Below are 16,834 nucleotides of genomic sequence, written 5' to 3' on the forward strand. Positions count from 1 at the left end.
CGTAGCTGTTCAACTGCTAAAAGGATTATCATGCCCAAAAGTTACTTACTATGCATCATTTGCAGCATTATCTGCATTACCGCCTATGGACAAAGGAACGGCGTTGTTACCGGTACAGTAGTAGATACGATTGGCAGTCGCCCGGTAACTTCTGCCACCGTTACCCTGCTGCAGAAAAAGGATTCTTCACTGGTCAGCTTTATGATGACCGATAACAAAGGGGCTTTCGAGCTGAACGGTATTGCCGCAGGAGAATACCGCCTGCTGATCACCCACCTGAACTACCACAGTACCAGCATCATGGTTAGCATCAGCGCCGCCAATCCGCGGGTAGCGCTCGGCAACATCCTGCTATCTGATCTGAGCAGGACCCTGAATGAAGTAGTAGTATCCGGCGAAGCGCCGCCTGTTACGCTGATCGGCGATACCGTGCAATACAACGCAGGATCTTTCAGCACTGTCCCTAATGCCAGTGTAGAACAACTGCTGAAAAAACTGCCCGGCCTGCAGGTAGATAAAGACGGTACCGTAAAAGCGCAGGGACAAAAAGTGAACCGCGTGCTGGTAGACGGCAAGGAATTCTTTGGCAGTGATCCTAAAATTGCCACCAAAAACCTCCCGGCTGATGCGGTAGACAAAGTACAGGTGTACGACCGTATGAGCGACGCCGCCCAGCTGACGGGCTTTGACGACGGTAACAGTGAAAAGACCATCAACCTTAAACTGAAAGAGGATAAAAAGAAAGGCCTCTTTGGCAAAGCCAGCGCGGGTGCGGGTACGGATGAACGCTATGAAGGCCGTTTCAATGTCAACTCCTTTAAAGGCGCACGACAGCTGTCTGCCATTGGCATGGCCAACAACACCAATGGCGAAGGCTTCTCCTTCATGGACCTCATGAACTTCAGCGGTGAACTGAACCGGATGCGGCAAAGCGGCAGCGGCAACGCCAGCTTCACCCTGAATGCCGATGATCCTATGGCGTCAATGATGGGCAACAGTAACAGTAACGGTATTAAAACCATCTGGGGCGGCGGGGTAAACTATAGCAACATCATCGGTAATAAAACCGATCTTAACGGCAGCTATTTTTATAACCGCTACAACCCACAGCAGGAAAGCAATACACAGCGCCAGTATTTCCTGCCAGATTCTTCCTACTTCTATAACCAGCGGTCCAACAGCGACAACCTTAATAATAGTCACCGGCTGAACCTGACGGCTGATATCAATATCGATTCCTTCCACTCCCTGAAGATCACTTCTTCCGCCAGCTACCAGGAAACCGGCAATAAAAGCTTTAATACCTATGAAACATTAACCGGTGATCATCAGCTGGCAAACCAGGGCTTCAGTAATAACAGCTCCAATGGGCACGGCAGCAATCTCCGGAACGACATACTCTTCCGGAAGAAATTCCATCGAAAAGGACGGACATTTTCACTGGGGCTGCAGACAAGCCTGAACAGCTCTGAAAGTGAGGGCAGCCTGTTATCTGTGAATCACTTTTACAAGCGTGATCCGTCTACGCCTGTTGACGATTCTATCCACCAACAGAACAATACATCCGGAAGTCTGAACAGTTATAACCTGCGCGCCGTGTATACAGAACCGTTGTTCAAACGCTCCCTGCTGGAATTCAGTGTTAGTCGCAGTAATACCAGCAGCAGCTCAGAGAAGATAACATATGACTATAACGGGAACAACGGCAAATTTGATCAGCTCAATCCTGCGCTGAGTAATAATTTCGAGAACAGCTACGGGTATACCAATGCGGGTATCCGCATCCGTACGCAGCAGAAAAATTTCAGCCTGGCGGCAGGTCTTAATTGGCAGCGGGCGGATCTGGAAGGCAAAATCATTGCCGGCTCCAGCGATTCTGTGATCAGTAAGTCGTTTTACAACCTGCTGCCTTCCATGCGGTTCAAGTATGACTTTACCCGGTACCGCCATCTCAGTATCAACTATGCAGCCATCACCAACCAGCCGAATATTTCGCAGCTGCAGCCGGTACCTGATATTACCGACCCCCTGAATATCAGGGAAGGCAATCCTGATCTGCAGCAGGAGTTTACGCATGCGGTACAGGTGAATTTTATGTCTGTTGATCCTTTCCGGAATAAAAACTTCTTTGCCTTCTTCAACCTGCAGGAAACACAGCACAAGATCGTGAACTATGACACGGTGGATTCGCTGGGCATCAAACGTACCCGTCCTGTGAATGTGGACGGCGTACTCAATATGAGTGGTACGGTTAACCTGGGCCTTCCGCTGCGGGCATTAAAGGGCACCGTGAACTTCAGCAGCAATATAGGGTACAGCAAAACCAAGCAGTTCATCAATGCAGCTCCCAATAATATCAATACACTTTCACTGGGCCCTTCGCTGCGCTTTGATCTGAGCCCTTCAGAGAAACTGGACCTTTCTGCAGGTGGCAGCTTTAATTTCTATTCAAGTACTTACTCCCTGCAGGCGGCTAACAATATCCATTATTTTTCACAACAGTATGAAGGTGAAGTCAACTGGCAGCTGCCTGCGCAATTTTTCCTCAGCACCAGTTTTACCTATACGATCAACAGCCAGCGGGCAGCTGGTTTTAATGCACAGGTACCTTTGTGGAATGCTTCATTCAGCAAGCAGTTCCTCCGCTTTAACAGGGGCGAACTAAAACTGAGTGTTTTTGACCTGCTGAATCAGAATGTAGGTATTACGCGGACAAGCAACCAGAATTACCTGGAAGATACGCGGATCACCAACCTGCAAAGGTTCTTTATGCTGACGTTTACGTATAGTTTGAGTAAGAGTGGGTTGGCTGCAGGCCCTGGAGCCGGGAAGGGAGGAATCAGGGTGATGAGGTAGAGGGAAGGGGGTTCCTCCCCGTCTCCCTACCCTCCAATCCTAATCGTTGTACCTCTGCCGCCTCCATTCCGTTGCATCTCTTTCATCACCTTTTCCCTTTCCTGCGCAAACTCCTCCGCTGTTACCTTTCTGCCTTTGGAAGGCGCTTTAATATCGGCTATATCCACCTTGGGTGATAATGCTACCGCCTCGTATACCACCCGGCCATTATTAACATCTATTGCCAGTATCAATCCCGGCAGCTGTCCCTGGTACTCCGGTCCCGCGGGTACAGGAACAGCAAGGGTAAACCAGGCGGTAATATTCATGGTGTCTGCTACTTCCTGGTTCTTTAACTCGCCGTTCTCCATGGAAGTGATGTTACGTTTACCAATGCGTTGAGCTACGGCCTGCTGACAGGGATAGTTCAGAATAGTTTTGGTTTCACCGGTCAGCTTCCAGTTCAGCTTTTTGATACTGTCTGCCACAATGTAGTTCCTGGCGCCAAATTCGCGCTGTTCAACCGTGCGGCCCGCACTGAAATCGGTGTAAGTAATATCATTGGCGCCGGCTATCATCATGCGTACCTGCATGCCGCCTCTTTCGGCTGTCATGTCTTCCTGTACATCATCGTCCAGTGTACGGCGAAGGGACTGGTCATTACCGAACAATACTTCCAGCTTGTCTTTACGCGTCCGGGGCATCATCTGCTCCATCTCATTCCCTCCACCCATCATGCGCATCTGCATCTGCACGGTACGTTCATATACCACCCTTCCTTCTTTTTGCTGTCCCTTAACGGCCAATAATGTAAGTGCCATTGACAGTGTTAAAATGGTGTGCTTCATAGTGTGTGATTTTAAGAAGCTAAAGCTATTATGTTGCTGTTGCAACAGCGGTTAATAAGCCTTGCTTTAATGTTAATTAAGGTTAATATTTCGCGACCGGGGGCGGTGGATGTGCAACATTTGCCGTAGTATTGCCATTACAAACTATCTTGTCAACTGTTTGCGTTACAAATTATCCATACCGGTCACGGCCTTTCTGATCATACTGACCATCCTGGTGATCACTGCTTTCCAGGCATACTGGCTGCGCAAGAATTACCGGGAGGAAAGACGGTTGTTCACTGCGCGCACCAATATTCTTTTCCGGGAAACAATATTCCGCCTGCAGGCTGCCAAACTGAAGCTCGATTCCAATTTTCACTTCCGTATACGGGAGCGTGAAGGGGTTGTCCGCGCTTCGGGCATCATCGCTGAGAAAATAAGGGCCGAAAGTGTCTATGAGGAGGCTCCCATCCCGGCGGCCGGTATGACCAAACGTACCTTGATGGTGTCGCTGGACCGTGCTTCCGGCGTGAACAGCACACGGGAAGATGGAGACACCATTAATGTCAGCTATCATCTTACCCAGGCGCCGCCCGGCTTAAGGCCTGTTGCCCGCTTTGTAGCAGGCATTGACTCCCTGCAGGATGCTATCACGGTAAAAGAACTCAGCGAACGTTACCGCAAAGCCCTCGATGCAGAGAATATACACCTCGGCTTCCATATCAATGCCTTTCCTGCAGATACAACAAAAGATGTGTTTGACCCCTTCCCGGAAGGCCTGGAAGGCAATACGGTGACCATCGGCATTACAAAGCCTGTCAGCTACCAGCTGCGCTTTGATAATAACAGGTGGTACCTGCTGAAAAGGATCAGTCAGCCGATACTGGTGTCCGCATTCCTGCTGGGCGTTACCACCCTTTCCTTCCTGCTGCTGTACCGCAACCTCAAACAACAACAGAAACTGGCCCGCCTGAAAAATGATTTCATCAGCAACATGACACATGAGCTGAAAACGCCCATCGCTACCGTCAGCGTGGCTATCGAAGCACTGAGAAGCTTTGACGCCCTGGAAGACCTGCAAAGGACAAATGAATACCTGGACATTTCCGCCAACGAAATGCAACGGCTTAGCATGCTGGTAGATAAAGTGCTGAAACTTTCCATGTTCGAGAACCGCGAAATCACCCTGAACAAAGAACAGTTTGACCTGCGCGACCTGGCCAGGGGGGTACTGGTGTCCATGAAGCTGCAGTTTGAGCAGAAAAAGGCTGCTACCGCGCTGAAAACAACCGGGCATAATTTCATCATCACTGCCGACAAACTGCATATGACCAGCGTACTCTATAACCTGCTGGACAATGCGCTGAAATACAGCACCGGGGAACCTGATATCCTCATCCACATCATCGATCACAAACAGTATATCGAAATACGTGTAGCCGATAACGGTATCGGTATCGAACGGGAGTATAAGAATAAGATCTTTGAAAAATTTTTCCGGGTGCCCAGCGGCAACCGTCATAATATCAAAGGCTACGGCCTTGGCCTTAGTTATGTTGCTCATATCGTGCAACGCCATATGGGCTTTATCGAGGTAGAAAGCGAAGTGAATAAAGGCAGCACTTTTTCTGTTAAGCTTCCCTTTGCAGAAGCGCCGGTCATACAGTACAACAGGGGCCGGGTTATAAAGTTTAAAACCATTGGCTGAGATGAACATCAGTATTCTATACGTGGAAGATGAACTATCACTGGGTAAGATCGTGAAAGAGAGTCTGCAGCGGCGCGGCTTCGATGTAACCATGGAAAGCGATGGAGAGAAGGTATTGCCGCTGTTCAAAACGCTCAGACCCACCGTATGCGTGCTGGATGTGATGCTCCCCAATAAAGACGGTTTTGAAGTAGCTGAAGAGATCCGCGCAATCGATCCCCAGGTACCCATCCTGTTCCTCACCGCCAAAACGCAAACGGCCGACCTGGTAAAAGGCTTTTCACTGGGTGGCAATGACTATATCCGTAAGCCCTTCAGCATGGAAGAGCTGATCGTTCGTATCGACAATGTACTCCGCTTCCGGGAAAAAGCCCCTGCCCCACCCTCTGATCATATTAAAATAGGGAAGTTTAAATTCTATACAAGCCGCCAGCTGCTGGTGAACGGAAAGGAAGAAGTAAAACTGTCCTACAAGGAAAGCGAGCTGTTAAAACTGCTGTATGAGCACCGTAACGGGATCATTGACCGGAAAACCATCCTTGACCTGCTTTGGGGACATGATTCTTTCTTTAACAGCCGCAACCTGGATGTCTATATCACCCGCCTGCGGGTAAGACTGAAAGAGGATGACAATCTGCAGATCCTGACGATCAAAGGGATCGGGTACAGGTTTGTGCTGGGCTGAGGGGTAACATGATTAAAATACTATCCATACCATTCCTATTTAAATAAAGGTCAATATGTGTCTGACCTACACTAAATATGTCAGACGGTTTGCATTTGGCGGATTTTTGACCTAACTTATCCCCTTCCTGATCAACATGCCTAACAGAAACCATTTAAATTCTACAATGAAACGACTGATTGCTTCGCCTGAAAGGATCAACACCTTGCTAGCGATCACCCTATTGGCGCCCGCCGCCCTGCTGCCGGGCTGCGGTCAACCGGATACGGCTGACAAAAAAATCTACCAGATGGATACTGCCAAAACCGCCCAGCTGGCGGATTCCATCGGCTCCCAGGTAAAACCTGCACTGGCGCCCGGACTGACGCTGAAGCTCTGGGGTATCGACTCCCTGGTGATCTCGCCCATCGCCATCGATATCGATAACCAGGGCAGATTATACTACACCACTACCGACAGGCAGAAAAACTCTGAATTTGATATACGCGGGCACCGCGACTGGGAGCTCCCTTCCATCGCCCTGCAAACCGTGGAAGAAAGACGCGCTTTCCTGCACAAGGAACTCTCTCCTGAAAACAGCAAAAAGAACGGCTGGCTGGAAGACCTCAATGGCGACAGCTCCCGCGACTGGCGCGATCTGACCATTGAAAAAGAACATGTGTACCGCCTGGAAGATATCAACGGCGATGGAGTGGCCGATCTTTCCCAGCACGTAGTGGAAGACTTTAACGACGAAGTAACCGACGTTGCAGGCGGCGTACTGGCCGAAGGCGACGATCTCTATCTGGCAGTAGCGCCCGATCTGTGGCGGATAAAGGATAAGAACAAAGACGGCATTGCCGATGAAAAGACCTCCATATCCCACGGCTATGGCATCCACATCGGCTTCAGCGGCCATGGCATGTCTGGTGTTGAAATGGGGCCCGATGGCCGCATCTACTGGCAGATCGGGGACATTGGCTTCAACGGCAAAGGGCCCGATGGCACCAAATGGGAATATCCCAACTGCGGCGTCATCGCCCGCTCTAACCCCGATGGGAGCGACTTTGAAATATTTGCTTCCGGCATCCGCAATACGCACGAGTTCGTGTTTGATGAATACGGTAACCTGATCAGCGAAGATAACGACGGTGATCACCCCGGCGAAAAAGAACGCCTGGTATATATCGTGAACGGCTCCGATCAGGGCTGGCGCAGCAACTGGCAATACGGTAAATACCGTGACCCGGAGAATAACAGCTATAAAGTGTGGATGGATGAAAAGATGTACCTGCCCCGTTTTGAAGGACAGGCAGCATACATCACTCCCTGCATCAGCAACTTTGTCAGCGGTCCCGCCGGTATGGTGTATAACCCCGGCACCGCCCTGGGCGAAGCTTATAAGAACACTTTCTTCATCGCCGAATTTGTAGGCAATCCCTCCAACTCCGGTATTCACAGCTTCCGCCTGCAGCCCAAAGGCGCCACCTTTGAGCTGGGTGAACATAAAAAGGTGTTAGGCGGCGTGCTTGCCACCGGCCTGGATTTCGGACCGGATGGCGCCCTGTATGTAGCCGACTGGATCGATGGCTGGGGCACTCATAACTACGGCCGCATCTGGAAGCTGGACGATAGTACCGGCGCACTGGATCCTGTTCGTAAAACAACAAAAGCGCTCCTGGCGGCCGACTTCTCCCAACGCAATGAAGCGGCACTCGGCGAGCTCCTTTCCAATCCGGATATGCGCGTGAGGCTGAAAGCCCAGTTTGAGCTGGTAAAACGCCAGGCAAAAGGCAACGAGATCTTCCTGCAGGCGCTCAAACAAACCACTCACCAACTGGCAAGGGTACACGCTATCTGGGGTATCAGCCAGCTGGCCCGCCAGGATAAGCAATACGCTGCCGCACTGGTACCCGTATTGAAAGACAATGATCCGGAGATCCGCGCACAGGCGGCTAAATGGCTGGGGGATATTAAGTACCAGGAAGCGGGTCCTGCATTGATCCCCGTGTTGAAAGATAACAGCAGCCGCGCCCGTTTTTTTGCCGCGGAAGCGCTTGGAAGGATCAAATATGCACCGGCCGTTCAACCTATCATTGCTTTTTTGGAAGCGGAAAATGATAACGACGCTTACATCCGTCATGCGGGCGCCCTGGCTTTAAGCCGCATCGGTAAAGCAGATCCGGTGGTGGCATTATCCTCCAGTCCTTCCCGCGCCCTGCGGATAGCCGCAGTAGTGGCCCTCAGGAGAATGGCGCATCCCGGTGTGGCGCAGTTCCTGAACGATAAGGATGAATTTGTGGTAACAGAAGCTGCCCGCGCTATCAACGATGATCTCTCTATTAAAGATGCATTGCCCGCTTTAGGCAATATACTCAACACCACTACTTTTAAAAATGAAGCCCTGCTCAGGCGCGCTATCAATGCCAATCTTCGTGTAGGCACCGACGCTGCCCTGCAAAACCTCATTCAATATGCACAGCAGGAAAGCGCTCCCGCCGCGATGAGAGCAGAAGCCATTGACGCCCTGAGCGGATGGGCCAAACCATCTGTAGCAGACCGGGTTGATGGCCGCTACCGGGGTGTAATAGAAAGAGACCCGGCCATACTGGTGAATAAATCAGGCGAAGCGCTGACCGCCTTATTGCAAAGCAAAGCCCTGCCCGTAAAGCTCAGCGCCGCCAAAGCAGTAAATAAGCTGAAGATCAGGCAGGCGGCCGCTCCCCTGCTGGCCGTATTGAAAAATGACCGCGAACCGGCCATGCGGGTGGAAGCGCTGAAAGCGCTGGTGGCCCTGCAGGATCCTTTGGCAGAACAGGGCATCAAACTGGCGCTGGCCGATAAAGAAAAAGAGGTACGTGTAGCCGGCCTCGATCTGCTGGAAAAAATGACGATCTCAAAAGCAGTCATGGTAAGCCTGCTGGCAGACGTGATCAATACCCGCTCCGTAGAAGAACAGCAGGCGGCCGTGCTCACGCTGGGCAAATTGCCTGTAGCGGAAACACAGTCCACCCTGGAAGGTCTGCTCAATAAAATGGCGAACAACCAGCTTAGCTCCGGCATCCTGCTGGAACTGGGTGAAGCGATAGACAGCAGCCGCTCTCCGCAGCTGATCGCCCGGTATAAGGAGATCAGCGGTAAGTTGTCGCCCGATGCCCTGCTGGCTTCCTATACCAGCAGCCTGGAAGGCGGTGATCCGCACAGGGGCAGACAAATATTTTTCCAGAACCAGAACTCACAATGCATCCGCTGCCATACCATTGACGATAAAGGCGGCAATGCTGGTCCCCGGCTGAATGGTGTAGCCAACCGCATTTCCCGCAAACAGCTGCTGGAAGCGCTCATCTCTCCCAGTGCACGCCTGGCGCCCGGTTTTGGAATGGTGACACTGAAACTGAAAGATGGACAGAACATTACCGGTATACTGCAAGGTGAAAGCAAAGCAGGCCTGAAAGTGAAGATTGGCCTGGAACCCGAGCAGCTGATCCCGAATGAGCAGATCGTTGAAAAGAAATATGCGGCATCCAGCATGCCGGATATGAAGGCGATATTGTCCAGGAAAGAGATCAGGGATGTGGTGAGTTTTCTGGCAACATTGAAGGAGGATAATTAAAAAAGGATCTCCAATCCCGTCATTGCGGGGGCCCTCAGGGCGTTAACGGGAAGCCGGGCCGAAGCAATCTTCTAATGTCATTATTTTAAATTAGTGTTAGAAGATTGCTTCGTCGTCCTGTACGTATAGCTCCGCTGCTCTTCTCGCAATGACGAAGGATGAAGACCCTTATTTTAACCTTCAACTAACTTCAAACCTTTCAGTGCGTACACTCATGAAACTTATCTCCCGCCGGGTAACTAAATGTATTCACCAGTTTCCAGCGGGCCTTATATAATCCCAGTGAAGTATTCTTATACACCACCGCGCCATCAATATCTACAATCTGGTCTGTTCTCCAGGTTTCCCCGCCTGCGCCCGTAGCCCTCGCCATAATCGTCTCATAACCCGCCGGGCCAGAGTTAACTGATTTCACACCACTGATGGTTTTCTGCAGGGTAAACGCGCCCGTTGTTACATTGAACTTATATATATGCCCGGAGTTGGTCAGCCACAAGTCTGTTGTGCTGCCATGCACCGGGAACAGGTCATGTGCATTGCCTTCGGGCATGGTATAGGTAGCCTTCAGCGTTAGTTTTGGCGCAGTACAGCTGTTGTTGTAGGTAAATACTTTCAGCTTATTCTTACCGGCTGCATACAACTGCTGACGGGCATGATCCCAAACCACATTATGCACGTCTTCAAAGGCGATGGGCGCTGTTTGTGCAGACTGGTCATTGCTGTAGCTGTCTGTCGTAAATATCATCAGGTAACCGCCGGTGGTGGAGGCGGTAACAATGTTGCCATTAGGCAGCAGTTCGGCAGAATGCGTATTACCGCCTGCGTAATCATACCAGATAGCTTTCTTAGAGCTGACGTTGATCAGCGCCACGCCGCCGCCGGAGGCCGTAGCCAGTACATAAGCACCGTTGTACACCAGCTTGGCATCGCTCAGGTTGGAAAACCAGCCTTGCGCACCGGAACGGATCATAGCGTAGGAAGCGGTGGCTTTCCACTCCCAGGTGATAGCGTTTCCATTAGCAACATCTACCATAATGATGCGGGCGTTCTTCTGGTCGCATATAATGAGCTCCCTGGGCGTGGCAGCAGCGGCGATGTTCGCCTTTACATCAGCGGTCTGTGTGTTGGAGGGATCAGGGTTAGCGGGACGGAGGTTTTCCTGTCTGCAGGCAAGGGCCCACAGCAGCGATAATGCTACAAATACAGGTTTCATAGAGTGTTTTTTAGAATAAAGGATAAATGGTAAAGTAAGACTATCTGCATGAAAGCAGCGGCCTTACTGTAATTTAATAATAAAAAGTTAATAGAAATAAAAAACCCGCGGCTGGCCGCGGGCTTAATATGGTCAACACAATACGGCTTACTTAGCCGGTGTGATCACTACTTTTCTGAACGCTATCGGACCATGATCCCCCTGGAAATAGATAGGGCCGGGCGCTCCTTCGTTGCTGTCTAAAGCGCCGCCGGTAATACCGGGTATCTCCTGGTTGCTGATCACCGTTTTACCATTTGCCACAACCGTCACCATACGGCCCACCAGCGTGATGTCATATGTCTGCCACTGATCGGGCCCCAGTGCATTGATCTCGCTGGGCGCCAGGAAACCGTATATACCGCTGAACAACACGTTAGACGGATGGGTATCTTTATCGCTGTCCTCTATCTGGCATTCATAACGGCCTCTTAAATACACGCCGCTATTGCTGCCCTTCTGGTACCTGAATTCCACATGCAGCTTAAAATCATTGAAGGTCTGTTCGGAGATCAGGTTAGCGCCGGAATGCGGGCTGATAAGGATGCCATCCTTTACGATCCACTGGTTGGTATTACCTACCGCTTTCCAGCCACTGAGGTCTTTACCGTTGAACAGGTTGATGGGTTTGCCCCACACCGGTGCAGCGGTCCTTTTCAGATAGGGCGCCTTCACGCCTTTCCATTTGTATTCCTTGCCTTCGCTGGTGACCATCGTTCCTGCTATACCGTCCTCTGTCAGCGCACCTTTGATCACAAAATCCTGGTCGCCTTTTTCCCATTGCGGCGGAATGGTAAAATCGAACTGGCCGTTATTGAAATTCACCTTGGCCACCGGGCGGGCGCTACCCGAAGCAGCTACAAAATATCCCACCAGGGTGCGGGTACCTGAAAGTTTCACTTCCAGCCAGGAAGGAACGCTTTTCCCGTTCTCATCAACGGTAATGTCCCAACGGCCGATCAGCTCTTTATAATCTGCAGCCGGCGCCGTTGCCTGTGCAGCAGCCCCCGGTAACACTACTGCCCCGGCGGAGCCCGCCAGCAATAATGCACTCATACCAAATACGAGGAATTTTCTAAGCATATGATGTAGTTGTATTTTAAACTTCCAAACGAAACAAGATAACATTTATCTCTTAGTCTGCCAACCCATTCACATCGGCAGACAGCACCTCGCTCATGTAGTCAAAGAAAGGGCGCATGCCTTTGAAGGTCAGGCCCACTTCTTTTAAAAACTGGCCATCCAGTACCTCCTTATCTGTAAATCGCCTGATCAGTAAGAACTGTTTGTATTTCAGAAGATCTGCCGCTTCATGACCGGCCGCATAGCCCCTGGGTACTTTCTTCAGCTGCTCACCTTCCAGCGATCCAAATAGAGACGTGAACGACTTACTCTTCAGGATCTTGCGCAGCGGGGCAGCGTCAAATGCAATATCATCCCTGATACGTTTCAGGTCATGCGTTACCGGCGCCCAGAAACCGCCGCCTATAAAGCTGTTGCCCTGCTCTATCTGGAAATAGTATCCTCCCCGCCGTTGCTTGGTAGCGCGTTTAAAAACTCCGCTCCAATGTGTTTTATACGGCGTTTTATCATTGGAGAAACGGGTATCGCGGTAAATGCGGAAGAGGCTTTTCTTACCCGATGGTGTCTCTATCAGATCATGTGTACTGAGCTGTGCAAGTAAGGCGTCTGCAAAGTGTTCCATGTTTTCCAGCGCTGCCAGGTATTGTGCCTTATGCTCGTTGAACCAGTCGCGATTGTTGTTTTGCTTTAATGCTTTTAAAAACTCAAAGCTGGAGGAATGTATTCCAGCTGCTGTCTGCCTGCCCATTGCTTTTCGTAATATTGTGAGTGTATAAATTTACTGTCCCTGCAGCGGATGCTCGCGCCTCCACATTTCTGAAAAGTACAGACCTTCGTCGCGGATGTATTTGTAGTATTCGTAATCGTTCTCGAACCATAACAACATCTCATAGCTGGGCCTGTACTGCAACATAAAAGTATCCAGCGCCTGCGCCTGTAAACCGGTGATCCGTTTTACCAGGCCCCTGTTAAAACGGTGATCAATATATTTATCGCGTTCCTGCGCTTCCAGGCGCCGCCTGAACTGCTCTATCCTTTTAACCTTCTTCATGCCAAAGAGCAGGTCAAGGTTCACCCCTGCTCCCATACCGCTGCTGGTGAGGTATTCCCGCTCAAAATCGAAATACTTGCGATATTCATTCCGGTTCTCTATGGAGTCCAGCTGGTGGGTATGCGGTTTGGAAATCACCTCCACGGTGGGCAGGGTCTTAATGTCTACATGAATGCTCATGTCAAAGGCACGCCCGCGGCGCAGCTCCCTGACGGCAAATTTCTGGGTAGACTTACCCTGGTAGGAAAAACTGATGGAATCATCCAGGGGCAGCCATAAGTTGTAGCGCCCCAGGGAATCTGTAACGGCGCCGGCGCCTGAATTTGTCTTCACGCTTACTCCTTCCATGCCAAAGCGGGCGGAACGGTCATATACCGTTCCATACACCTGCACCTGTCCGCTGGCTGCCAGCCGGAACAGGAGTAAAAGGATGATGATAACTGTCTTTTGTAACAGAATAGCGCGCCTCATTTCGTCTCAATCTAAGACAGGATAAAAATATATACAAGTGCAGTAAAAATATTAACAATTCATTATATCTGATGCCGTACGCCTACATCCTGTGCTCAATCCTGCTTTGTACCGCGGAAAGATTATTCACACATTCTTCAAACCGGCCATAGACTGCACTGCCGTCAACTGCCAGGTCCTTTTTGGTAACATCCGCCCCGTCAAGAAATGCATCCAGGTAAGACAAATAGCGGGCCGGTTCGCCGTAAAGGGCGTTGTAGATCTCATCATTCAGCTTGTCGCCCTCCACCCGCAGCTCTTTATTGGTGAGGTCAGTTACATCCCGCAAACGGCCCATTACCGTGCTCATTTTGGTTTTGAGCGACTCCAGGTTGGCGGGGTCCTTTTTCCCGGGGGCGATATTGTTCCTGAACAGGCTGTCTGACAACTTCTTACGGGCTTTCATATAGATGGTGAGATCATCCTTCAGCAAGGCTACCCGTGTTTTCAGATCCGGACCTTTTTCAGGCGTATAGTACTTGTCAAAATTCGTATTCAGCTTTTTGAGCCAGTCCAGCAGGTGATTGGAAACATCCGTAACAGCCGGGGTGGATTGCCCGGAAGCGCCGGCAGCGCTTAACAGGAGCAGCAAACAAAACATTAACCTGGAAAATACATGACTTGCCATCCTTCTTTCTTTTTTAAAAATATAAGCTATTAGCATAATTAAAAAAAATAAAAATATACCACAGCAGCGGATCTTACCATTGCCGCACACCAAAAATCCGTCAATTTATATTAACTTCGGAACAGATCTATGCCTAAAGCCAAATTAATTGGCTGATTTATTTTTACAGTTACCCCGCAAATTGCCACGACATGAAAAAGTTCCCATGGGACTTACTACTGTTCATCACCGGCCTATGCGTTTTCTTTATTGCAGCATGCCAACATAAGAACAGGATCCCTACTACCGAAGCGATCAGCGCTATCGATCTGAAGAGAGGAAAAATAATACTCTGCGGCCCGCCCGAAAAACAGTTGGGCGAGGTAAACTTCAAGACCTCCTGCGCTGAAAAAACTCAGAAAGACTTCAATCTCGCTGTATCATTATTGCACTCCTTCGAATATGACGAAGCAGAAAAAGCCTTTGCCAGGATCATCGACCAGGAACCAGGATGCGCTATGGCTTACTGGGGAGTGGCTATGAGCAATTACCACCCGCTCTGGACGCCTCCCACAAAGGAAGAACTGGAAAAAGGCGCTAAAGCGATCACCATTGCACAGGATCTTAAAAAAACAGCCCGTGAGTCTGCCTATATCAATGCCCTGGCTGCATTTTATAACAACTGGGATATCACCCCTCATACCACGCGCAGTGAGCGCTTTGAAGAGGCCATGGAAAGAGTGTATGCGGATTATCCCGATGACCCCGAAGCAGCCATCTTTTATGCACTGGCGCTGAACGGCGCCGCCAATCCCGCTGATACCACCTTTCGCAGGCAGCGAAAAGCGGGCGCGCTCTTAACCGCCATCTATCGCTATAAGCCGGATCATCCGGGCGTAGTGCATTATATCATCCACAGCTACGATTATCCGCCACTGGCGCAGCTGGCGCTGCCTGCGGCCAAACGCTATGCCTCCCTGGCCCCTTCTTCTGCCCATGCACAGCATATGCCTTCGCATATATTCACACGGCTGGGCCTCTGGGAAGAGGATATACAATCCAACCTCACGGCTACCAGCGCCGCCAGGTGCTACGGGGAGAATATGGGCATTAAAGGGCATTGGGACGAAGAACTGCACGGGATAGATTACCTGGTATACGCGTACCTGCAAAAGGGAGATAACGTGCGCGCAAAGGAACAGTGCGATTATCTTGCCGCCATCACAAATGTGTATCCCGCCAGCTTTAAAGTGGCCTATTCACTGGCGGCCGTTCCTGCCCGTTATGCGCTGGAGAACCGTCTTTGGAAGGATGCCGCCGCACTGCCGGCACCTGGTCCTGCCAGCTTTCCCTGGAAAGCGCATTCCTGGGCCCGGGCCATTACCTGGTATGCACGCTCACTGGGCAACACCAACACCGGCCGTTATGATGCCGCCAGAACGGAGCTGCGGCAACTGCAGCTGCTCTATGATACCTTCGTGGCGCAGAAAGACGCTTATAAGGCCAGCCAGCTGCTGATCCAGATCAAGTCCTGCCAGGCCTGGCTTTTATTCAAAGAAGAAAAGAAACAGGAAGCAGCGCTGCGGCTGATGCGCGCTGCAGCAGACCTGGAAGACAATATCCAGAAGCTGCCGGTGACACCCGGCGAGATCCTTCCCGCCCGCGAACTGCTGGGAGATATGCTATTGCAGATGAACAAACCTCAGGAAGCCCTCACCGCCTACGAAGCAAACCTTAAAGCGCGCCCCAACCGTTTTAACGGCCTGTACGGCGCCGGCGCCGCTGCCGAAAAGTGTAACAATACTGCCAAAGCTAAACAGTATTATCAGCAGCTGGCCGGTATTACGGCTAATTCCAGCCGCCCCGAAGTGGAAAGCGCCAAATTGTATCTGAAGAAACAGGGGTATAAACTGGCGAGAAGGTAATGTTTAAACGTTCAACCGTTCAAACGCCCCATATTCGTACCTTTGTCCTGATGCAGCTCGCTACCGCCATACTGACCCTGGCGCTGAGCGCCGCCCCCTTCCAGGAAGATGCCTACCGGGAAAGCAGGAACGCCATGGTCACGCAGCAGATCCGGAAAGAAGGGATCCGGTCGCCAGCTGTATTAGCGGCCATGCGTGCTGTACCCCGTCATCTCTTCGTCCCCGAAAGCATGCGGTCTTACGCCTACAGCGACCGCCCCGTCCCTATCGGCTACGGACAAACGATCTCGCAGCCCTACATCGTTGCTTACATGACGCAGGCCATTACCCCCCAGCCAGGCTTCAAAGTGCTGGAAATAGGCACCGGCTCGGGCTACCAGGCCGCTATACTGTCCGGGATAGTGAAAGCAGTATATACCATTGAGATCGTTGCGCCTTTGGGACAAAGCGCCAACGAAAGATTAAAACAACTGGGATATAACAATGTTACCGTCAGGATAGGCGATGGCTATCATGGCTGGAAGGAACAGGCCCCTTTCGATGCCATTGTAGTAACTGCCGCCACTGCCTATATCCCGCCACCCCTGCTGGAACAGCTCAAAGAGAATGGAAAAATGATCCTACCGGTAGGCTCTCCTTTTGAGACACAATGGCTGATGCTCGTCACCAAAAAAGATGGTAAAGCCATCACTAAACGCCTGTTGCCAGTTTCGTTTGTCCCTTTTACCAGGAAGTAAGACAACCAAACGGTATAAC

General features: G+C 50.8%; 12 protein-coding genes. 6 read left to right on the forward strand and 6 right to left on the reverse strand.

What is annotated here, in order from left to right; genetic code table 11:
* Window positions 1-30 precede the first annotated feature (30 nt).
* On the forward strand, window positions 31-2,856 hold the full coding sequence (locus Q0577_RS20920; RefSeq protein WP_298739839.1) for an outer membrane beta-barrel protein: 2,826 nt from the start codon (window positions 31-33) through the stop codon (window positions 2,854-2,856).
* Between the two features lie 26 nt (window positions 2,857-2,882).
* Here Q0577_RS20920 and Q0577_RS20925 read toward each other — a convergent pair whose 3' ends face one another.
* Entirely contained in the window at window positions 2,883-3,683 is an 801-nt protein-coding gene (locus Q0577_RS20925; RefSeq protein WP_298739842.1) for a GLPGLI family protein, read from the reverse strand.
* 160 nt (window positions 3,684-3,843) lie between these two features.
* Here Q0577_RS20925 and Q0577_RS20930 point away from each other — a divergent pair, with 160 nt between their 5' ends.
* From Q0577_RS20930 to Q0577_RS20940, 3 genes are all read left to right on the forward strand, one after another.
* Window positions 3,844-5,373, forward strand: coding sequence for a HAMP domain-containing sensor histidine kinase (locus tag Q0577_RS20930; protein WP_298739845.1), 1,530 nt, complete (start codon window positions 3,844-3,846; stop codon window positions 5,371-5,373).
* Window position 5,374: 1 nt separating this feature from the next.
* A complete protein-coding gene (locus Q0577_RS20935) occupies window positions 5,375-6,058 on the forward strand; it encodes a response regulator transcription factor (RefSeq protein WP_298739847.1) in 684 nt (227 codons plus the stop codon).
* 166 nt (window positions 6,059-6,224) lie between these two features.
* Window positions 6,225-9,650: a HEAT repeat domain-containing protein gene (locus Q0577_RS20940; RefSeq protein WP_298739849.1), complete on the forward strand. Its 3,426-nt coding sequence runs from the start codon at window positions 6,225-6,227 to the stop codon at window positions 9,648-9,650.
* Between the two features lie 199 nt (window positions 9,651-9,849).
* Here the strand turns inward: Q0577_RS20940 and Q0577_RS20945 are convergent, their stop codons facing one another.
* From Q0577_RS20945 to Q0577_RS20965, 5 genes are all read right to left on the reverse strand, one after another.
* A complete protein-coding gene (locus Q0577_RS20945) occupies window positions 9,850-10,863 on the reverse strand; it encodes a DUF6528 family protein (protein WP_298739851.1) in 1,014 nt (337 codons plus the stop codon).
* Between the two features lie 147 nt (window positions 10,864-11,010).
* On the reverse strand, window positions 11,011-11,985 hold the full coding sequence (locus tag Q0577_RS20950; protein WP_298739852.1) for a DUF1080 domain-containing protein: 975 nt from the start codon (window positions 11,983-11,985) through the stop codon (window positions 11,011-11,013).
* 52 nt (window positions 11,986-12,037) lie between these two features.
* Window positions 12,038-12,733, reverse strand: a complete 696-nt coding sequence (locus tag Q0577_RS20955; protein ID WP_298739854.1) for a DUF2461 domain-containing protein — start codon at window positions 12,731-12,733, stop codon at window positions 12,038-12,040.
* Between the two features lie 30 nt (window positions 12,734-12,763).
* The gene (locus Q0577_RS20960; protein ID WP_298739857.1) at window positions 12,764-13,507 is read right to left on the reverse strand and encodes a hypothetical protein; all 744 of its coding nucleotides are present in this window, start codon (window positions 13,505-13,507) and stop codon (window positions 12,764-12,766) included.
* An 82-nt stretch (window positions 13,508-13,589) separates the two neighbouring features.
* Window positions 13,590-14,174 carry a hypothetical protein gene (locus Q0577_RS20965; RefSeq protein WP_298739861.1) on the reverse strand — a complete coding sequence of 195 codons (585 nt, stop codon included), beginning with the start codon at window positions 14,172-14,174 and terminating at the stop codon, window positions 13,590-13,592.
* 191 nt (window positions 14,175-14,365) lie between these two features.
* Between Q0577_RS20965 and Q0577_RS20970 the strand changes: the two genes are divergently transcribed.
* Window positions 14,366-16,078 (forward strand): hypothetical protein, encoded by a 1,713-nt coding sequence (locus Q0577_RS20970; RefSeq protein WP_298739864.1) that lies wholly within the window; start codon window positions 14,366-14,368, stop codon window positions 16,076-16,078.
* Window positions 16,078-16,815 (forward strand): protein-L-isoaspartate(D-aspartate) O-methyltransferase, encoded by a 738-nt coding sequence (locus tag Q0577_RS20975; RefSeq protein ID WP_298739867.1) that lies wholly within the window; start codon window positions 16,078-16,080, stop codon window positions 16,813-16,815. Before Q0577_RS20970 ends, Q0577_RS20975 begins: the two co-directional genes overlap by 1 nt.
* Window positions 16,816-16,834: the final 19 nt, after the last annotated feature.

The sequence above is a fragment of the uncultured Chitinophaga sp. genome (assembly GCF_937898475.1).
GTDB lineage: Bacteria > Bacteroidota > Bacteroidia > Chitinophagales > Chitinophagaceae > Chitinophaga.